The 20696-nt window shown below is 39.0% G+C and carries 22 protein-coding genes and 1 pseudogene; 5 read left to right on the top strand and 18 right to left on the bottom strand.

The window, feature by feature from the left end:
- Nucleotides 1–10: 10 nt before the first annotated feature.
- From lacB to AC3XNE_RS04360, 7 genes are all read right to left on the bottom strand, one after another.
- Nucleotides 11–529: a galactose-6-phosphate isomerase subunit LacB gene (lacB, locus tag AC3XNE_RS04390; protein ID WP_489833094.1), complete on the bottom strand. Its 519-nt coding sequence runs from the start codon at nt 527–529 to the stop codon at nt 11–13.
- A gap of 73 nt (nt 530–602) precedes the next feature.
- On the bottom strand, nt 603–1031 hold the full coding sequence (gene lacA, locus AC3XNE_RS04385; RefSeq protein WP_489833093.1) for a galactose-6-phosphate isomerase subunit LacA: 429 nt from the start codon (nt 1029–1031) through the stop codon (nt 603–605).
- Between the two features lie 80 nt (nt 1032–1111).
- On the bottom strand, nt 1112–1825 hold the full coding sequence (locus tag AC3XNE_RS04380) for a DeoR/GlpR family DNA-binding transcription regulator (protein ID WP_489833092.1): 714 nt from the start codon (nt 1823–1825) through the stop codon (nt 1112–1114).
- Nucleotides 1826–2136: 311 nt separating this feature from the next.
- Nucleotides 2137–2379 carry a hypothetical protein gene (locus tag AC3XNE_RS04375; protein ID WP_489833091.1) on the bottom strand — a complete coding sequence of 81 codons (243 nt, stop codon included), beginning with the start codon at nt 2377–2379 and terminating at the stop codon, nt 2137–2139.
- Between the two features lie 58 nt (nt 2380–2437).
- Nucleotides 2438–3844 (bottom strand): PTS galactitol transporter subunit IIC, encoded by a 1407-nt coding sequence (locus AC3XNE_RS04370; protein ID WP_489833090.1) that lies wholly within the window; start codon nt 3842–3844, stop codon nt 2438–2440.
- Between the two features lie 72 nt (nt 3845–3916).
- The gene (locus AC3XNE_RS04365) at nt 3917–4222 is read right to left on the bottom strand and encodes a PTS sugar transporter subunit IIB (protein WP_489833089.1); all 306 of its coding nucleotides are present in this window, start codon (nt 4220–4222) and stop codon (nt 3917–3919) included.
- A gap of 46 nt (nt 4223–4268) precedes the next feature.
- Entirely contained in the window at nt 4269–4763 is a 495-nt protein-coding gene (locus AC3XNE_RS04360; protein WP_489833088.1) for a PTS sugar transporter subunit IIA, read from the bottom strand.
- Between the two features lie 416 nt (nt 4764–5179).
- Between AC3XNE_RS04360 and AC3XNE_RS04355 the strand changes: the two genes are divergently transcribed.
- The 3 genes and pseudogenes from AC3XNE_RS04355 (at nt 5180) to AC3XNE_RS04345 (ending at nt 7490) form a co-directional block, all read left to right on the top strand.
- Nucleotides 5180–6127 (top strand): hexose kinase, encoded by a 948-nt coding sequence (locus AC3XNE_RS04355; protein WP_489833087.1) that lies wholly within the window; start codon nt 5180–5182, stop codon nt 6125–6127.
- A 38-nt stretch (nt 6128–6165) separates the two neighbouring features.
- Entirely contained in the window at nt 6166–6843 is a 678-nt protein-coding gene (locus AC3XNE_RS04350; RefSeq protein ID WP_489833086.1) for a DUF4867 family protein, read from the top strand.
- A gap of 106 nt (nt 6844–6949) precedes the next feature.
- Nucleotides 6950–7490 (top strand): annotated as a pseudogene (locus tag AC3XNE_RS04345) (RNA 2'-phosphotransferase).
- A 53-nt stretch (nt 7491–7543) separates the two neighbouring features.
- Here AC3XNE_RS04345 and AC3XNE_RS04340 read toward each other — a convergent pair.
- The 5 genes from AC3XNE_RS04340 to AC3XNE_RS04320 form a co-directional block, all read right to left on the bottom strand.
- A complete protein-coding gene (locus AC3XNE_RS04340; protein ID WP_489833085.1) occupies nt 7544–9103 on the bottom strand; it encodes a bifunctional metallophosphatase/5'-nucleotidase in 1560 nt (519 codons plus the stop codon).
- A complete protein-coding gene (phnE, locus tag AC3XNE_RS04335; protein WP_489833084.1) occupies nt 9104–9907 on the bottom strand; it encodes a phosphonate ABC transporter, permease protein PhnE in 804 nt (267 codons plus the stop codon). It abuts the gene before it with no gap.
- On the bottom strand, nt 9904–10698 hold the full coding sequence (gene phnE / locus AC3XNE_RS04330; protein ID WP_489833083.1) for a phosphonate ABC transporter, permease protein PhnE: 795 nt from the start codon (nt 10696–10698) through the stop codon (nt 9904–9906). The genes phnE (AC3XNE_RS04335) and phnE (AC3XNE_RS04330) overlap by 4 nt, the downstream gene beginning before the upstream one ends.
- Nucleotides 10691–11476, bottom strand: a complete 786-nt coding sequence (phnC, locus tag AC3XNE_RS04325; RefSeq protein WP_489833082.1) for a phosphonate ABC transporter ATP-binding protein — start codon at nt 11474–11476, stop codon at nt 10691–10693. Before phnC ends, phnE (AC3XNE_RS04330) begins: the two co-directional genes overlap by 8 nt.
- Nucleotides 11477–11897: 421 nt before the next feature.
- Nucleotides 11898–12836 carry a phosphate/phosphite/phosphonate ABC transporter substrate-binding protein gene (locus tag AC3XNE_RS04320; RefSeq protein ID WP_489833081.1) on the bottom strand — a complete coding sequence of 313 codons (939 nt, stop codon included), beginning with the start codon at nt 12834–12836 and terminating at the stop codon, nt 11898–11900.
- Nucleotides 12837–13247: 411 nt separating this feature from the next.
- Here AC3XNE_RS04320 and AC3XNE_RS04315 point away from each other — a divergent pair, with 411 nt between their 5' ends.
- Together AC3XNE_RS04315 and AC3XNE_RS04310 are read left to right on the top strand one after the other, a co-directional pair.
- Nucleotides 13248–13409, top strand: coding sequence for an SDR family NAD(P)-dependent oxidoreductase (locus AC3XNE_RS04315; RefSeq protein WP_489833080.1), 162 nt, complete (start codon nt 13248–13250; stop codon nt 13407–13409).
- Complete coding sequence (locus tag AC3XNE_RS04310; RefSeq protein WP_489833371.1) at nt 13333–14109, top strand: SDR family NAD(P)-dependent oxidoreductase; 777 nt, start codon at nt 13333–13335, stop codon at nt 14107–14109. The genes AC3XNE_RS04315 and AC3XNE_RS04310 overlap by 77 nt, the downstream gene beginning before the upstream one ends.
- Nucleotides 14110–14301: 192 nt before the next feature.
- Here AC3XNE_RS04310 and dnaB read toward each other — a convergent pair whose 3' ends face one another.
- From dnaB to AC3XNE_RS04280, 6 genes are all read right to left on the bottom strand, one after another.
- Nucleotides 14302–15681 (bottom strand): replicative DNA helicase, encoded by a 1380-nt coding sequence (gene dnaB / locus AC3XNE_RS04305; protein ID WP_489833079.1) that lies wholly within the window; start codon nt 15679–15681, stop codon nt 14302–14304.
- A gap of 159 nt (nt 15682–15840) precedes the next feature.
- Nucleotides 15841–16290 (bottom strand): 50S ribosomal protein L9, encoded by a 450-nt coding sequence (rplI, locus tag AC3XNE_RS04300; RefSeq protein WP_489833078.1) that lies wholly within the window; start codon nt 16288–16290, stop codon nt 15841–15843.
- Between the two features lie 16 nt (nt 16291–16306).
- Entirely contained in the window at nt 16307–18334 is a 2028-nt protein-coding gene (locus tag AC3XNE_RS04295; protein WP_489833077.1) for a DHH family phosphoesterase, read from the bottom strand.
- Between the two features lie 335 nt (nt 18335–18669).
- Nucleotides 18670–19449: an ABC transporter permease gene (locus AC3XNE_RS04290; RefSeq protein WP_489833076.1), complete on the bottom strand. Its 780-nt coding sequence runs from the start codon at nt 19447–19449 to the stop codon at nt 18670–18672.
- On the bottom strand, nt 19446–20321 hold the full coding sequence (locus AC3XNE_RS04285) for an ATP-binding cassette domain-containing protein (protein ID WP_489833075.1): 876 nt from the start codon (nt 20319–20321) through the stop codon (nt 19446–19448). Before AC3XNE_RS04285 ends, AC3XNE_RS04290 begins: the two co-directional genes overlap by 4 nt.
- Entirely contained in the window at nt 20318–20689 is a 372-nt protein-coding gene (locus AC3XNE_RS04280; protein WP_489833370.1) for a GntR family transcriptional regulator, read from the bottom strand. The genes AC3XNE_RS04285 and AC3XNE_RS04280 overlap by 4 nt, the downstream gene beginning before the upstream one ends.
- Nucleotides 20690–20696: the final 7 nt, after the last annotated feature.

The raw sequence follows: 20696 nt of genomic DNA, 5'->3' as shown, positions 1-20696 counted from the left end.
CAGCCACTAATTAATCGTGATAATAGCCTTCGTTCCATAACTTCATTTCATCATCATAAAAATGAGGGTTATCATGTTGATCTGGGTTGTCTTTTTCAAGGTTATCGATTTTCTCGATCAATTTCTTGTTTTCCGGGGTTTCTTTGTATTCTGCTTTCAAGAAAGTATTAACGATCTCTTCAGCGAGATGCTCACCAACAACTGCTCCACCAAAACCAATTACATTAGCGTTTAATTCTTCTTTAGCATACTTCGCTGTTGTAACATCGTTAACCAAAGCAGCTCTGATCCCTGTATTTTTGTCAGCAGCTGTTGAGATCCCAACGCCAGTTCCACAAAGAACTACGCCCAGGTCAGCTTTGCCATCGCGCACCAAATCAGCAACTTTCAATCCGTAAATTGGATAATGTGTCCTGGTATTATCGTATGTGCCGACATCGATCACTTCATGACCTAAAGATTTAACGAAATCCGAAATTTGAATTTTTGTACCTGTAACAATATGATCATTTCCTAATGCGATAATCATTTTAATTCCTCCTCGAAATAGAGTTTCTCTTTTTAATTTGACTAATAATTCTTCTTCTGTCAGAAATTGATCATTAAGATAACTTCTCTAACATGTCCAAACGGATCTGGTGACGTCCGCCTGCATAATTAACACCCAAGTATTCATTGACTAAAGATTCAGCCTTCTTTGGTCCAACGATACCTGCGCCGATAGCGATCGCCTTCGCACCATTATGTTGTGTTGTCATATGAGAAGTGTTTTCTTCAGCAACGTTAGCCGTTACCATGCCATGGATCTTATTAGAAGCCATGGCCGACCCTGCACCAAATTCATCGAACATAATGCCACGATCTGCCTTACCATCAAGTACAGCATGAGAAACCGCTACAGAGGAATCAACAAAGTCTGCTGCCGGTCCTTCCGTCAAATCAACTACATCATAGTTATTATCCTTCAAATAATTCTTGATATATTCTTTCAGCTCAAACCCGCCCTTGTCAGATGCCAATGCAATTTTCATAATAAAATCTCCTTTGTTTTTGAGTTAAACCACTAAAGTGATCTGTCTCTTTGTTTTTATAGAGTGTAAGCTAACAAACTTCACTCCGTTTGTTCCTGTGATAAAATAATGTTTGTATACTGTTGATAATGTGAGACCATTTCATCATTCAACTCATCGTTAGTAATCAAATAATCAACGTCATACAAATTGTAAAATTGGTAAAAATCATCACGATTTACTTTGAAACAATCAGCCAAAACGATCTTTGTCAAACTATTATTGATTGCAATTGCCTGAGCACTACCTTCCTCAGTGTTTGCTGTCATCATGCTTTCATTGCGAATACCATTAACACCAACAAAAGATTTATTAAACTTCAAATCTCCTAAAGTGTCACTTGCTAACCCTCCAATAAAAGCACCCGACCTTTCTCGAAAATTGCCGCCAACTAAAATTAAATCAACATTTTTAATTTGCCAAGATTCAAAGACTGGTAAACTATTAGTGACAACTCTCAAATCAGCAACCTCGTCGACGTATTGAACTATCAACTCCTGAGTTGTTCCGGGACCAATGTATATCGTGTCTCCAGCATTGATCATTTTTGCGGCTCTCTTAGCAATTTGTTCTTTTTGCTCAAGATGGAGTTCCTTTTTTTCGATATGTGACAACTCAGTCGCATCGCTGCTAGCAACACTCTGGGCACCGCCATGTATTCTGATCAATTTGCCACTGTCTGCTAATTCGTCCAGATCACGACGGATCGTCATATCCGAAACACCTAGCTGACTGATCAGATCCTTAACGGTCATAATGCTGTTTTAGTTAACCATAGCAAGCAGCATCATCAGCCGTTCTCTTTTTAACATGCCAGCAACTCCCTTTTATGATTATTTTTGTTTGTTAATGTTTCTTGCATGTATAAATTAGCACTAAACCAAACCTTAGTCAATGATTTTTGTGCATTTTTGTTTGTTTATTTTCAACAAAATAAACATTTATATTAATTTACTTCCTCATTCAAAAAGGTACTGCGAATTAACACAGTACCTTTTGTAGTCATTTATATGACCCTATGACCCGATCTTCTGATACATCATGGAAAATGCATTGACCGATAACATTAATTTCCTTGTTGTTGTTCATGTTTGTACTCCTCATGAGCTTTTTTTCTACGCTCGATCCGCTTGTAATATGACTTGGGAACACCAACTGTCTTATACAACGCATACAATGCAATTATCGTTGAAATGGTTTGTACCAGAGCATTAGGAAATGCTGATGCGATAATACTTGAAATAACTACGATCACTGCCCACACAATAAGGTTAGTACGTTTTGACATTTTACCGGTTGCTTTTTTCATGATCATCACCTCGATCTTTCGTCAAAGAAAACCTGACTGCTTATATCTCATTTTAAATTTAGGCTTCTTTTGCTGCAGCATATTCAGCATTCCGCTTCTTCATCTGTTTTGCATACCACCAGAAAATCAAGCCATATGCGATCAGCGCAAGGGCTGCATAAATTATAAATTCGATTTGCCCATCGGAAGCTTTACCAACCAAGTAAGCCAAGAATTGCTCGATAGGCCCTTCTTTAGTAGCTTCGGCAATTTGCGTTCCTGAACTAACACCCGAAGGAAAGGCCCCAACGTTTTTAGCAACGCCTGTGATAAACGGAGCTGATAATGTACCAGCCCACAAGAAGATCGGCATTTCGATCGCACCAATAACGATCATACGAATGATCTTACCCCGAGTAACAACTAACAAGGCAGGTGTAACACCCATGGCAATGATAGAACCTAATGGCATGATATGGTTACCAGGAAGTACCAATGCTTCAACTAACATAATAGGAGCTAAAACATTAGCTGCGGCCCAAATTTCGGCACGCCCGGCAATAAATGGCCAGTCAAGGCCAATGTTGAATGTACGCCCCTTAAATCTCTTAGTGGCAAAATCAGAAATACCTTGTGACAATGGTTCAACGGCAGCAATAAACCAAGAACCGATCAAACTAAACAGTTCCAAACATGTACCACCTGTGAAGGCCAAGGTCAAAATCGTCTTAACATCTTGTTGTGAGAGCAGGCCGATGAAGACCCCCAAATAAACACCAATGGCAAAATGACTACCCCAAAAACCGATCTTTTTATTCAACTCAGCGGAATCAAAGTCATATTTGTCCAACCAAGGAAAAATCTTATCAAATATCTTATCAAATACCATAATGATTGGATTCATCATGTAGTTCAAATGAGTCGTAGTCATCGGATTTTCATCTGGGGCGTCCAACAAATCATTAAACGTCGGCTTCATCAAATCTGAATTAACGATCTTCAAAGCACCGATATATAAGATCAAAAGCGTAGCAATAAATAAGTTAGCACCGAAATACATAGCCATTAACGCAGTAAATGAAATGTGCCAGATATCAAAAATATCAACATCTAACGTATTTGTTTTGTTTAAGACCAACATTACAACGTTCAATAAAATCATAATAAGCAAGAAAAATAGCGTATACGGAGAGCCCCAAGTAATGGTACCTAATGGAGCCCAGCCAACGTCGGTGATCGACAAATGGATCCCTGTCGATTTAACAAAATCATTCAATGGCTTCTGATATGCTTGCGTCAACAAATTAATAATGTCACTGATAGCCGTCAACGCGATAGCTAAACGAATACCACCTTCTAAGGCACGAGAAAATTTAACTCTGAATAACAATGCTAACAGCGTCAAGACGATCAACATGATAGGGGCAGCGCCCAAATCAATGATCGGCTTGAACACTGCATTAGCCGCATCAATAATTGCTTGCATTAGAAAATTTCACTCCTTTTAGGATAAAATTATTACTTTTTCAAAATTTAATACCTTGATTTAAAGAAAGTGTTACTTCAGGCCCTTTTCTTTGATAGTGTCTTCGACTTTGTCATAAACGGGTTTTGCCATTGCTGAGATCCGATACAAAATAGGCCCTGCATCAATCACTGGGATCGATGGTGTAAATCCTAGATCAGTCTTAGCAATTGGTGTGAAAATATCATATTTACCCATCATATCTTCTGTAATATCTTTGACCATGACAGCATCACATTTAACATCGTAGCCACGATCGCTCATTTCTCTCTCCAAAGCTTCTTTGATTTGATGACTTGAATTAACTCCTGCACCACATGCTGCTAAAATTTTGATCATAATAAGTTCCTCCTCGTATTATTAAAATAATTGTTTACTTTACAACTCACTCTTTAAATGATCTCTCTAAAAACTTATAGATCGTAGTGGTATCTGTACTTTTAAAAAATATTCCCAAATCGTTAGCGGAAGTTGTCGTACAGAAATTCATGATCTGAGCCAAAATATTCGATTGTCCTTCTGGATCATTATTCAATATCATGAATAAAAAACTAACTTCCATGCTCGAACTAGGATCGATCATATTTTTAAATGTGATCGGTTGTTCCAAGTGAACTGGTATCACACGGCGGACATTGACAAACTCACCTTCCGTATGAGGGATCGCGATATTTGGAAGTCTTTCATCAACGACACTTAAATCTATTCCAGTTGGATAATCCTTTTCTCGCGCAATAACGTTCTCACAAAACTCAGGTTTGACCAGCCCCTTCGACAGTAGTTTATCTGAAATTTCTTCAATGACCTCTTTTGCCGTTGTCTTTGAAGAAATATAAACAGTGTCTTCAACAAAAAGTGGTTCCTCTTTCTCTGTTTGCACTTTAGCCGATCTCCTTTCTTGTTTATTTTTGTTCAATAATGTTTACAGGCTAATAATATAGCGTATTTCAATGAATGTCAACTATAAATTTGAAAAGGCTTCCAACTTAATTGTGCACAACGGAAGCACTGATTAAAGGCGTTTTAATAAAGCTCATTGTCTTCTAATAACACAAAAAATATCGCACAAAACCAAACTTTTATGATGTTAATTTTACCAAAATTATTCTTGTCTAATTGGCTTTAGCAGTAGCAGTTATTTATTGCTGAGAGGCATGGTCGGATCACTATAGAAATATTTTTATTTCATCGTTACCCCCTGCATAAATGTAGTTAAGCTTGACTTATTGGCTAGCTAATGCTAGTTTTAGCTTTGGACAAACATTTTAAAACATTAATAAACAAGGAATGGTTTTTATGGCAAATAAAATTTTAGCAATAACGATGAACCCTTCTGTAGATATTTCGTATCCTATAGACCATTTAAATATCGATACTGTTAACCGCGTTTCAAACGTGACTAAAACTGCCGGTGGTAAAGGACTCAATGTTGCCCGTGTGATCCACCAATTAAAAGAGCCTGTTTCAACTAGTGGCGTCTTAGGTGGTACGATCGGTGACTATATTTCTCAGCAACTGCAAGAAGTCGGTCTGCAAGAACAATTTCTACATATTCCACAAGAATCACGCAATTGCATTGCTATCTTGCATGATGGTAGCGAGCAAACTGAAATATTAGAAGCTGGCCCCACATTAACTGCTCAACAACAAAGCGAATTTATGCAACACTTTACGGGCCTTTTAAAAGAAGTTAGTCTCGTTACTATTTCTGGAAGCCTACCACAAGGCTTTACAACGGATCTTTACTCACAAATGATCAAGGCCGCTGCTGAGCAAAATGTTAAAGTGATCCTTGATTCATCGGGGGATTCATTGTTAGCTGGTATCTCTGGTGAAGAAAAACCCTTATTGATCAAACCCAACCAAGAAGAGATCGCTCAATTAGTTGGGCATGAACTGAAAAATCTAGCGGATCTTCAAGAAGTACTGTCGAATGAAAAAATATTTAACGACCTAGAATGGGTAGTTGTGTCCTTAGGTAAAGATGGCGCTATTGCCAAAGTAGGCAAAGAGATCTATCGTGTAATGATCCCTAAGATCAATGTTGTCAATCCAGTTGGCTCGGGAGATTCAACTGTGGCCGGCTTGGCTGTGGGTATCAACAGAAACCAAAGTATCTCGGACATTTTGAAAACAGGTATGACCACTGGCATGTTGAATACCATGGAAAAAGAAACCGGCCATATTGACTCTACTTTGTTTGACGAGTACTTCGATAAAGTGTCAGTTGAAAAGTTAAATTAAAATCATATGGTCCATAGAAAAGAAAGAAGAAAAAAACTTTGACTAAATACGAAAAAATGTGTGCCAAAAATCCAACATATACCATCAAGGAAACCACAGATCCTACTTTTGCTAAATACGGTAAGATCTACGCTAATTATGATGTTTCTGATGTTATTAAATATATGGACGAAAATATTATCATCGACAAAACCAGCAACATTTACGTACCTACCAACGCGGAGCTAGAAAAAGTTCCTTCAATGCAAATGATCGGCACCGATGTTTATGCCGGTATGCCTTTCGAGGTCGGTGAATGTACTGGCCGATCTTCGAATTTCACAGCCGTTGAATACCACCAAGGCAGCGAATTGAATGTTATGATAACTGATGTTGTTATGGTTTTAGGCAAAAGAAGTGTGTTGGAAGAAAACGGAACATTTAATGCTGAAAAACAAGCTGAACTGTTCTTTGTTCCACGTGGAACAGTCGTTGAGTTTTATAGTGACACCTTGCATTATAGTCCGCTCAAAGTTGACGATGCTGGCTTCAAGATCATTGTCATGCTGCCAGCAGGGTCAAATCAGCCTTTGCCAGAAAATTTTCATTCCAATAACCCACGGATCGTTAAGAAAAACAAATTCCAAGTCGTTCATAGATCAAGGTCTGATAAGATCGCACAAGGTGCCCAAGTTGGAGTTTCAGGTGAACTGATCGAACTTAAACCATTGAAATAATTTCTGTTATAAAAAATACTGATTTCCTTTCGAGGAGACCAGCATTTTTGTTAGCAAATCTTTATTACATTATGCTAAAGTTATGTTGAATACGAGGTGAGGTTTTTTGGATAAACAATTAGTTCGGCTTAGTAAAAAAACTCACTTTTGTCTTGCGCCATCACCCGGAACGAATAGGTGTTTTGCTAGACAAATTTGGCAGAGTGAACCTAAACGTTCTTCTTAAAAAATTTAATGCCCACTATCAAACACCGCTCGACAAAAAGAAGATCGAACAAATAATACAATGCAGTGATAAACAGCGCTTTGTTATTGAAGGTGACACCATCCGTGCTTTATACGGTCATAGCCTACCGGTAGAACCACTCGATCCGGCCGCTGCACCACCGAAGATCTTATATCATGGTACTTCTCATACAGCCGCTGAACTTATTCATAATGAAGGACTAAAGAAAATGGACCGTTCTTTTGTTCATCTTTTTGCCGATCTCCACAATGCCAAAAACGTGGGTCGACGTCATGATGACCAGCCGGTCGTCTTAAAAATCAAAGCCCAAAAAGCTGCAAACTTGGGTATCTTATTTTATCCCACAAAAAGTGGTGTCTGGTTAGTTGACCACTTGCCAGCAAAATTTATTTATTTATAACTACCAAAAAAGCCCATTTTATTATCAAACTACTAATAAAATGGGCTTTTATATTATTTTATCAAATGTAGGTTATGTGGGTGGACAGCTGTGATCTCGGGGTGTGACTGCAAATACTGAATGATCAGCTTAGGCATATCATCCGCGTATTCCCGAATAACTTTGTTCGCACTAAACATTGGATAATCCCCACCACCAACGCCTCGATATTGATTCAAAACTACTTCAACTTCTTGCTCATCTTGCAATTCAGCTCCGGCATAAAAAATTTTACCAACTCTTTGCCCGACCGGTTTACGTATATCAAAGGAGTAATCTAGGCCTGAGTAATAATCATAGTTATACAATTCTACTTTTGGTGTACTAAATTCTGCAGAAATTTTAAGTGAGCCATCCTTCCCTAATTCAAAAAACGCAGCACAACGTTCAAGCGCACTTCTTAAATCCGCTCCAGTAACCTTTTCAACAACTAAAGTATTTGGATAAACATAACTATTCATCACATTACGTACGGTCACGTTTTTACCAAATCCCTGAACATCATCATTAAACAGAGCAGTGCCAGATATTTTGGCGCCTGTCGCTTCCATTTGAACGCGATTAACCAAGTCCAAATACGGATGCCCTTGTGCCCGTGCCGCCATATGGTCGTTGATCCTCATATCACCTGTGATCGTCGCAACTGGCTGGTCTAACCACTTCTGTGTATCAACATACCATTGTTTTGAAGCTTGTTGCAGATCCTCGGCCAATTTTTGCCCTGTCACTGATAACAACTGTGCACTAGACCGTTTAACATATCGTTGTTCATCAAGCTCCAAAACAATTTTGCCAACATCGCTACCACGATATCCAGGCTGTGTAACTGGAGTCCCATTAACACTCGCTGCTTCTCGTCGATGTTGATGTCCAGTCACTAGAGCGTCTATCTCCGGTACCTCATGTAAAATAGCTGACCCCTCGTTTTCGCCAGTGTCTTTTTCAGTTGGCTGTCCACTAATTAAATCTGCTTCAAATCCACCATGATAAGCCACGATCAAGACATCAACTTGAGGCCGTAGATAGCCGACTATTTCTTTCAATGTCTCTAGGGCAGACGAGAACTGCAAACCTTTTATATTTGCAGCATCTTCCCAATGTGGAATGAACTGTGTTGTTAGTCCAACGACCCCAATTTTAATGCCTTTTTTTTCGAAGATCTTATACGGTGCATCTACGATCCGTGGGGAATCATCACCGCTGACATTTGCCCCAAGTACCGGATAATTCCGCTCTTTCAAAACAGCACTTAAATAGTCTATTCCATAGTTAAATTCGTGATTTCCCAAAACAGCTGCATCAGGCTTAACCAGATCCACTAATGAAATGATACGCTGAGAACAATCAGTTGTCTTTTTTGTATTATAAGTATAAGAATCCATTGGTGAGCCCTCAATAATGTCACCATTTTCGATATAAAGAACTATTTCGTCTGTAGCTGCATTTGATCTGATTTGTCTGATCAAACTTGCTGCTTTTAAAAATCCAAATTCATGACGATCATCTATTGTACTAAAATCAGTCGGATAAAAATAACCGTGAATATCACTTGTAGATAGTATCGTAATTTTCATCTAAACTAACTTCTTTCTAATAAAACCTGAAATAAGATCGATCATAGTAACCATTACAATGATTCCCAATAAAATGATCCCTACTCGTGGCCAATTTCTTGTTTGGATCGCAAACAATAATGGTGTTCCGATCCCGCCAGCACCGACCATACCCAGAATAGACGCTGAACGAACAGCAATTTCAAATCTATATAATGTATATGACAAGAAAGACGGCATGATAGTCGGCATCGTAGCTAAAAGCCACATATCAGTCTTACTTCCGCCAGCAGATTGAATAGCCTCTTCAGAACCACGATCCATATTTTCAATTGCTTCGCCAAATAACTTACCTAGCATTCCGATCGAATGGATCGAAACCGCCAAAACTCCGGCAAAGGATCCTGGTCCAACAGCCTTAATGAACATAATGGCTAGGACCAATTCCGGAAATGTTCTGATAAAAACTAAGACAAATTTCCCAGTTGAAGAACGCGGATGAAACTTTCCTTCTTCAACACCACGTGCAGCCCAAAAAGCGAAAGGAACACTCAAAATAGCAGAAACAAATGTCCCTAAAAAGGCAATAGCAAGTGTTTGGATGATCAAACTAAACAAGTCCTCGCCACTACCGTCATAAAAGTAGCCCCATTCGGGATGAAATAAACCATCGACGATCGACTTTGAAACTTCTCCGGCAGATTCTTGCAGCCCGCTAAACTTGAGGCCCGTGATTGACCAAACGTAAAATAAAATTACTAAAATAGCCCAGAAGATCCAACCATAACGTGCACTAAAGTTTTGTTTTTTTATATTTTCTGTCATTGCAATCTCCTCCTTAAATTATTGCTGACTGGGTCGATCACTATCACGACCAGTAAAATAGCGATAACGATCACAGCTGTTTGGTCATACCTAAACGAAGATAAGGAGCGTTGCAAATACACACCAATACCACCTGCACCTAAATAACCAAGAACGGTCGAGGCACGAACATTAATTTCAAATGTATACAGAAAATAACTAACAAAACTGTTTAAAACTTGGGGGATCACTGCGAAAATAACCACCTGTGTATTATTAGCACCTGCAGCTCTTAAAGCTTCCAGTGGCCCATCGTCAATAGTTTCGATCGTTTCATAGAATAATTTGGAGATCATCCCAAATGAAAATACTGCTAAAGTCCAAACACCGGCCGTTGCACCGATCCCAACGATCGCTACAAACAAAGCGGCCAACAAAAGGTCAGGTAACGTTCTGATCAAATTCAAAACAAACCGCACGATCCCACGAACAAATGAATTTTTGATCAAATTTCTAGCAGCAAAGATCGAAAACGGAATAGCGATCAAAGTTCCGAGCGTTGTCCCGATCAAAGCCATTTGGATAGTTTCTAAGATCGGTTGGATAACAATCGCTGTGTACTCCCAAGCCGGATGCGCCATCCGGCTAAGCAAATCAAAAAATTGGTCTAAATTAGTAAAAAATTCGGCCCAATTGACACCCGTCATAACCGCTGAACCCCACAACAAAAGGAGAAAAAGGATCGTACCAGAAAGACCTTTGATATGGTATTTTTGCACAAAAGTACGTTTTGGGAGAAGCTGTTTATCCATTGACAGCGCCTCCTGTTACAGCTTGACTTTCGCTATAAATTTCATCAAAATCATTTTCGGAAACTTCAGCGATCGGTTTATCATAAACTAACTGTCCAGCACGTAAGCCAATGATACGGTCTGCATACTTCATTGCCAGTGGAACTGAGTGGAGATTCGCCAATACAGTTATCCCTAAATCTTTATTCAAACTAAGTAAATCATCCATAACAGAATTAGTTGTTAACGGATCAAGCGATGCGATAGGTTCATCTGCCAACATAATTTTCGGATCTTGCATCAAAGCACGTGCAATAGCTACTCGTTGTTGTTGACCACCAGATAGCTCATCGACTCTGGTATATAATTTTTCCACCATATTGACCCTTTTCAAAGAGTCGATGGCACGTTTTTTATCTTGCGCCGAAAATAATCCTAGCGAGCTTTTCCATGTTGAATAATACCCAACTCTACCGGATAAGACATTCCTTCTAACACTTGCACGATCAACTAGGTTAAAATCCTGAAATATCATCCCAATGCTACGTCTTAAATTTCGCAGTTCTTTGCCCTTATAACTAACGATCGACTGACCATCAACTTTTATATCGCCGCCAGTAACATCGTGCATCCTATTGATCGAGCGAAGGAGAGTACTTTTTCCAGCCCCAGACAGCCCAACCACAGCAACAAACTCACCCTCATAGATTTTTAAATCAATATCCTTCAACCCCACAGTTCCGTTAGGATAGACTTTTTGCACATTTTCAAACTCGATCATAACCGACCCGTCATTCATTTCAAATCCGCCTTTCATGCCACACAATTGCAGCTAGATATAACTAAGAGCAGAAACAAAAGTTACTCGTTTCTGCCCCCTTTTCAAACTTCTAAATTTGTCATGTAAAATTACCATGAGTCAGCAAATACCGGTATATCAAAGAATATTTGCTCTGTGTTTTCTTAGTCGAGCTACATGAAACAGAAAATTCCGCCTATCTCAGTCTAGTCATACAGCGCCATAAGCCGCACTATATAACTAGACTACAATAGTGCCCGCTTTCTCCCGCCTCACTTTGCTCTGTCATTTAGTCGAGCTCCGCAAGCCAAGGCTTTCCGCTTATCCAAGTCAGGGCCTACACCGCTGAAAAACGCGCTATAGCCCCTGACTCCGATAATGCTCGAGGCTTAACCGGCTTGCTGCGCTCTGTCGTTCTGTTTTATTTATCCAATTTTTCCGCCGTCTTATCATACTCACGGATTATATCGAAATTACTGTCTTTTGAATCCGCGTATCCTTCATGTGAATAAACACTTGATACGATATCGTGGCCCTTTTTAGTTTTAGCAATATCCTTGAAGGCTTTAGCAATTTTCTTTTGCCATTTTCCACTCATATCTCCGCGAACTGTAATAGTATCGTTCGGGATCTTCTTTGTTGTATAGATCGGAACAACCTTATCGTTAATATCTGGAGCATCTTTTTTGACCAAATTACGTGCACTTTGGAAAACAAAAGCAGCATCCGTATTTTTATTATAAACAGATAAAACGCCTTGATCATGACCTTTTACTTGGGCTGTTTTAATGCCGTCTTTGTTAATATTCACACCGTGTTTGTACATTTCAACAACTGGGAAGATCCATCCCGCTGTCGATGTTGTATCTTGAACTGCGATCTTCTTTCCTTTCAGATCATCAAGGTTTTTGATCCCGCTGTCTTTGCGAACAAGGATCTGCGAACGATAATAATCCACGTTCTTTTTACCTTCGTGATCATCTTTTCCTACAACTTCTTTACGTTCAGCTTGCAAGATAGCTTTGGCGTTATTTTGTTTATGTGCCAAAACATAAGCATCTGGCGGCAAAAATCCTACATCAACCTTTTTAGAACCCATAGCTTCTACAATAGTATTGTAATCAGTTGAAACACTAACTTTCACCGGAATACCTAGTTCCTTTTTCAATAATTTCTCCAAAGGTTTTGCTTTAGCTTCGATCGTTGTTGCATTGGAAGAAGGTACAAACTGTACTGTTAATTCCTTAGGTGTATATGTATCAGAACCTTTGGAGCTTTTATTACTATTGCCACATGCTGCTAAAGCCACTGCACATAAGAGACTAGACGCAACAATTGCAGCTTTTTTGAAAAACTTCATTAAAAATTCCCCATTTCATTTTGTCTAATGTGAATCTTAACTTCCACAAGATATTATAAACAAAAAGCAAGTTCATAATCAAGAATAAAAACGAATATTTTTAATAAAGATAAAGTTTATCGTTCTACTTTTGCGAAACAAACTGTTTTCAATATATTTATAAAGCGCGTTCATATTTAATTATGTGAACTTTTTTGAAAGTCAATATATAGATATTCCTATGCTGATCGACCACATATAAAAAAAGCCCCCATTAGCGACGATTACATAAGAAAACATGGTGGTCAAAAAGTGACCAACTAAATTCGGCCACTTACAAAAGTACTTTTATTATACTATAAAGCTAACTTTAGGCTTATACTTGTATTGAACAAATAAGCCGAGGTTTCGGTAGTAGAAAAGAGGCATTTTATGACAAGAACGGTGTTAATAACAGGTTGTTCTACTGGGTTGGGTTTTGCTGCTGCTCAAAAGTTTGCAAATGAGGGCTGGAATGTTGTTGCAACAATGCGTAAGACTAACGAAGGGTGTTGCAGCGGAGTATCCCGACCGGATTTTTGTTACAGAGCTTGATGTAACGAAGCCCGAAACTATTGAAGCGGCAATATCTGCGGGTATTACGCGGTTCGGGCGAATAGACGCGATTGTGAACAACGCAGGCTATGGCTTTGGAGCCGCATTAGAAGCCACGCCCATTGAGGATATACGCAGAATTTTTGAAACCAATGTATTCGGCATTATAAACGTGCTAAAAGCAATACTCCCACATTTCCGAGAGCAAAGGGGCGGTACTGTTGTCAATGTAAGTTCTTCCGCCGGTATTGTGGCCCCACCCATGCGGGCGGTGTACGCTTCTACAAAATTTGCTGTCGAGGGACTGACGGAATCGTTATCATACGAACTTGAATCACAAAACGTATTTGTCAAACTTGTAGAGCCGGGGTTTATGATAACCACAAACTTTATGACAAGCGTCGCTGCGATCCACGCTGAACAGGATTTCCCGGTTCTGCCCTGCTACAACGAGTATTTCAAATCTTATATGCAAGCTCAAAACGCTCCTGCGTTGGAGTATGCCAACGTTGATCAAGTTGCTGAACAAGTTTTTAATGCAGCTTGCGATAAAACAGATAGGTTGCGTTATCCGGCAGGCCCGGACGCGGAGAAACTAATTCAATTGAGGTGGTCGGAACCTGACGTAAAATACATGGCCAATATGCGAGATTTAATGGGACAGACGAAATGGCGTAACAGCATTAAAAATAAGCATTAAAACATCATAGGAAGGAAAACGAAATCGTTTATAACTTTATCGGTGCGTTTGACTTTGGAAAGGCCATTGAGCAACCCCAAATAAACCGTGAAATAGCGAAAGTCGGCATAGCCTAATGTGCCATGCCGACTTTCGCAATAAATGTTTTCTTAACTCACTGCGCCATTTTAGGGAGCCTTTGTGCATAAATTATTATTGTTCTTCTTGGTAAGCGATGTTTGAAAATTTGTTATACGATTTAATAAACAAAAGTTTTACCGTACCTCGTGCGCCTGCACGGTTTTTTTCAATGATCAATTCAACTTCGCCGACATCTTGATCTTCTTCGTTTTGTTCCTCGTCGTCATCTTCTTCATTGTCTCGTTCATAATAATCATCACGATATAAAAAGGCAACGATATCTGCGTCCTGTTCAATGGAACCAGATTCACGAATATCAGATAAAACAGGCCGCTTGTCTTGTCTTTGTTCAACTCCACGTGATAACTGTGATAAAGCAATAATGGGAACTGATAACTCTTTAGCCAATTTCTTAAGTTGCCGTGAGATCTCAGAAACCTCTTGTTGCCGACTTTCCTTATTTGATCCTTCGATCAATTGCAAATAATCAACAACGATCAAATCTAAACCATTTTTTTCCTTAGCCAAACGCCGACATTTAGCACGGATCTCACTCATTTTGATCCCAGGAGTGTCGTCGATATAGATATTAGTCTTAGACAACGCACCCATCGCAACGATCAGGTTCTGCCACTCGTTGTTATCTAACTGTCCATTACGCAAATGATTGGCATTGATCGATCCTTCCGCACACAACATCCGATTGACCAGGGATTCAGCGCTCATTTCCAAAGAAAAAATTGCAACATTGGAATCGGTAGCCGTCCCAACATTTTGCGCAATGTTCAAGGCAAAAGCTGTTTTCCCGACCGCGGGGCGTGCGGCCAAAATGACCAAATTATCAGGTTGCAAACCAGCAGTCATTAAATCAAAATCCCTATAACCAGTCGGTAAGCCAGTAATATCATCATGTTCCTGTGACAGCTTGTCAACCTCTTCTAAAGTATTTTTCAAGACTTGAGCAATGGGTTTAAAACCGCTACGATTACGTCTTTCTGACACATCCATAATTTGGCGTTCAGCATCATCTAAAAGATCAGGAACATCCTCATCTTGATTCTGTGCCGAACTCATAATATTAGTTGCCGCAGAGATCAACCTGCGCAGCATAGCCTTTTCTTCAACAATTTGTGCATAATATGAGGCATTTGCGGCAGTCGGAACAGCTTGAGCTAACTCAGCAATGTAAGCTACACCACCAACATCGTCAATTTGGTTATCCTGTTCAAGCTGGTTCTTAACAGTCACAACATCAATACCTTCACCAGCATCATTAAGCTCGATCATTGCTTGAAACATGATCTGATGAGCTCGCCGATAAAAATCATCTGGTTCAACATATTCCATTGCATCGGCTAGTGCATCTGTACTTAAGAAAACCGACCCAAGAACTGCTTGCTCAGCTTCAATATTTTGCGGAGGTAAATTTTCCGTCAAAACGTCATTATCCATGACCGTGTTCCTTTCTAGTAATCAAAATTTTGGAGTTTCCACTCATTATAGTTTGTTTTACATAGTAATATAAAACACAACGAAAAGAAAGAGCCTAAGAAGCACCACGTACTCTTAGGTTCCCACTTAACAACACTGATCTTTTCCTATTACTTTTTATTATTGTTCACTAATATGAACTCGGATCTTAGAAGAAACATCGTTGTGTAATTTGACTGGCACATTAACATAGCCCATTGAACGAATAGGCTCCTTTAGATCCATTTTACGTTTATCAATATGAAGTCCATATTGTTTTTGTAGGCCTTGAGCTATCTGCTTAGATGTTACTGATCCAAACAAACGTCCATCCTTACCAGCCTTAGCCTTTAATTCAACAACATACTTGCCAGATTCGAGTTTCTCTTTCAAATCTTTAGCTTCAGCAATGATTTCAGCTTCCTTTTTTGCTTCAGCGTGTTGCTGTCCCTTTAATTTGCTCATAGCAGCAGCACTAGCTTGTTTAGCTTTATTATTTTTGATCAAGAAGTTAGCGTAGCCATCCGGAATTTCCTTAACTTCTCCTCTTTTACCTTTATTTCGGACATCTTGTATAAAAATAACTTTCATCAATGTACCTCCTACATTACTCTGCTGTTTCCTCTTCATTTTCCTGCTGTTCTTGTAAAATTTCAAGTAACTGTTCACGAGCTTCAGATACAGTCGTATCTTCGATCTGCGTAGCTGCTACGGACAAATGTCCACCGCCGCCCATCTGTTCCATGATCAACTGAACATTGCGTCTCCCGCTACTACGAGCCGATATCCCGACGGCACTTTCAGAGCGTTTAGTTATAGCAAATGAAGCTTCCACACCACTAACGTCAAGTAAAGAATCTGCCGCTTGAGCAGCGGTAACTGGGTCATAAGTACGATCATTTTCTCCTGCACAAACTGCATTACCACTATTCAAGAATTCAACTCTATCTATCAAATGACTCCGGTTCATATAACTATCAACATTTTCCTTCATAAAATGACTAGATAAAGCCTGATCTGCTCCTAAAGCACGCAAGTAACTAGCGGCATCAAAAGTCCGTGTCCCAGTATGCTGCGAAAACGACTGTGTGTCAACAACAATACCTGTTAGCATAGCCGTAGCTTCGATCCGGTTGATAGGTTCACTTTCACGAGATTGATATTCAAACATTTCTGTGATCAACTCACACGTAGAACTTGCGTAAGGCTCGATATAAACCAACATCGGATTTTCAGGAAACTCTTCACCCCGACGATGGTGATCGATAACCATTAAGCGATTTTCTAATTTGTCATACAAATCAGGACTAGCCGCCATCGATCGCTTAGAATGGTCTGTCATAATTAACAGGTCTTCTTGATCAGCCTTTTCTAGCGCCTCTTCAGAACTAATGATCGCTGCACTGATCGTTTCATCCTTTTTGAGCTCTTCCATTAGACGAGAAACATCAGAATGCAAGTTTTCCTGGTCAATTACTACCCAGCACTGCTTTTTATTCATAGCAGCGATCCTTCTGATCCCTAAACAAGCCCCAATAGAATCCATATCCGGTCTTTTATGTCCCATCACGAATATTTGTCCTGACTGAACCATTAAATCTCTGAGGGCCTGTGAGATCATACGTGCTCGGACCCTTGTCCTCTTAGCCATCGGATCAGTCGTACCACCATAAAAGCGTGCTTGTCCATCAACTTGACGAACAACGACTTGGTCACCACCGCGTCCTAAAGCCAGATCCAAGTTATTTTGTGATTGTTCGGAGAGTTCTGACAAATTATCGTTGCCATATGCCATACCTATACTCAACGTTAACGGCGAATTCCCCTTAGAAGTTTTCTCGCGGATCACATCCAAGATCTTGAATTTTTCATTTTCGATTTCATTTAAAGTACCTGTATAGGCCAAAATAAAATACCGATCTTGATCAACTTTTTTCAAAAACATACCGAACTTTTCAGCCCATCTGGATAGAGTATTTGCAACAAAACTATCCAAATTGGAAATTTCAGTGTCATTTAATGATTTAGTAACTTCGTCATAATTATCCAAAAAGACCTGCCCTATGACTAGTTGAGAATCGTCATATTTCTTTTGGATCTGAGCATAATGTGTGATATCTAATAAATAAACCACACGCATATCCTGTTGGATCAATAAATTAAAATAGTTATCATGCCATTTAACTTCTACATCCTCTTTTTGATCCATATTTTCTACGATCAAATCAGCTAGGTCTGAATCAACGTCATCTAAATTGCGACCTAAAATATCTGCCTTGCCAAAATAACTCTGTAAATATGGATTGACCCAATCAATTTCAGTATTTTCATTAAATAGCAAGATCCCGATCGGCATTCTAATCAACGCATCCTGCTCGTCGCGTTGAATACGATACGTCAGATCCGAAATATAATCACTCGTTTGACCACGGATCTCAGTTAAAATTGTAAAAGCTCCGATTATCACTAAAACCAGGATCAACAAAAAGACGACCCCAAAGATCAAGTTAAAAGTAAATGCTAAAGCATCACTTACAACCGCCATTATAATTAACAAAAGAGCGACTAGGCGGAACTGTTCATTTTTAAAGATCTTAGGTATATCGCCAAACCTTTGTATAAACTTATTCTTCATAAAACTTCCTCTTCTTTTTTGACCCCTAATATGCAAAATTTAAAATAAAGATTTCTATGCACTCTAAACTAAAGGCCACTTGATGAGCAAGAATGATCAACAAGATCACTCCTAAAGTCAGCGTGCTGCCATCTTATACTCCCCACCTAACACTATGTGTGCGTTCTCTTATATTCTATCATATCTAACTCTAAATACCGAATTTCATAATATAAAAGCTGGTTATATCGCAGTCTTAACTCACACAAAAACACCCCATAATTGTTAGTTTCTATGTCTAACAATTATGGGGCACTTCAGATATTTGGCGTTTTTGTAGTTAAAATTTATTTATGTTAACGAGGAGTCCGTAATTTAAGAGTAAACAAATACGTTCCTGCGAATAATATCATAGAGTATAATATCCCTGATATCAACGGCTGAAATGGATTTAAAGCGCCGGTCTGTGCATTACCATTCCCCCCCGCGATCCACATTAACATTTGTACGATCCATGTTAATTTCAACGAGATCTGCTGGCTAGCACTGACAACGATCATAAAGGCAATAATCAATACAATGGGAATACCAATGACCAACGCAACTTGTATCCGACGTTCAAATAAACTCAAAACACTCCCCAAAAACATAAAAGTAGCAGCAATACAAATAGTTAACAAGACTAAAATAATAAATGGCATTACATGGTTCAAAAAGCTACTCGAAAAGAAACGATCGTATAAACCTGCTAAAGCAAATGAACCATCATTATTGCCTGGATCAAAAGGAAGAACTAACATATTATATAAAACACTAACTAAGCTTCCAAGAAAAGCGAATATTCCGACCACCAGCAGCTTAGAGTAAAAGTATGTCTTACGCCCAACACCATTTTGGATCATATATTGGAAACCGTCATAAGTTGCGGCGCTAAAGAAAATCAAAAATACTATGAGTGAAAATTCCAATAGACCTGGTGAAAAGAAGTCATTAACACTAAGAGAGCCTAACCGTCCCATTAAAGCCGTAGTTATAAACGGGACAACAATAATTGCAACAATGATCCAAACAAATGTCCACCCCAATAATTTAGCCCCATTTGCTAACTGGTATTGAAAAGCCTTCTTTATTTTCATTTCCGCCCCTCCTCACTGGATCGCTCAGTTAAGTTAATAAATAGTTTTTGTAAATCAATACCGTCCACATTAACCGTATCAGGTAAGACACGCTCTTCATTCAACTTACCAAATACATAATTTGACCGCATTTTACCCAAACTATCATGTCCGATCACGTTAAGACCCGCCGTATACTCTTGAACTTGTTTTTCTGGTCCAGTAACAGAATAGCTTTGTGCCAGCAAATTTTCTGTAGTGTCATCAAGTACTAATTTACCCTTTCTGATCAACAACACATTTTCGATCATTCCCGCAATTTCTTCTATCAAATGAGTCGAGATCACAAAAGTCCGCGGTCGATCGGCGTATGTTTGCATTAATTCCTGGTAAAAAAGTTCACGGTGATTTGCATCCAATCCTAAGGTTGGTTCGTCTAACAAAATTATGTCGGCGTCAACACACAAAGCAATAATATCTTTTAAAATTGAACGATAGCCCGTCGACAACTTACTAAAACGCAAATTTTCATTTAATTCGAACTTTGTTGCCAGTTGATGTGCCAGTTCAAAGTCAAATCCCGGATAAAAATGTGCTGTTTCTCTAAATATCTGAAAAACTTTAGCTCGACTCGGATATAAATTCGGCTCACTCATTAGGTAAATTTTGCTTAACGCATAATCATTATTAATATTTGTCTGGCCATCAATTAAAACTCTCCCTGATGTTGCTGGTATTCGATTCGTAAGAATATTCAATAAAGTACTTTTCCCAGCACCGTTGCGGCCCAATAAGCCGTAGATCACATTGGGCTTCAACTTAAAACTAATATCGTCTAAAACCTGTTGTTTACCATATTCCTTTGAAATCTGGTTTAAGATCACTTCTGTCATTCTTCTTCAAATCCCCTTTCAACCAAAGAGATAATAGTATCTTCATCTAACCCAAGATTTTTAGCCTCAACGACCATCTTTAAAATATAATCGCGGAAAAATTCATTTTGTCTTTTAGAACGGATTTTTTCTTGTGCATCCCCTAAAACAAACATTCCACGCCCACGCTTTTTTTGAATCAAACCTTCTGCTACCAAGATATTCATACCCTTTAGAACCGTTGCGGGATTGATTTGAAAATCACGTGAGATCTCAGTTGTAGACGGGATCTGTTCTCCTGCTGCAAAGCTTCCTAAAAAAATTGCAGCTTCGATTTGTTCTGCCACTTGAAGATATAATGGTTCAGAACTATCAAAATTAAACTGCATCATCATC

It is taken from the genome of Ligilactobacillus sp. JN-6 (Y).1 (genome assembly GCF_058111525.1).
The sequence above is the reverse complement of the archived record's forward strand: the minus strand, read 5'-3'. Positions and strand labels throughout refer to the sequence as shown.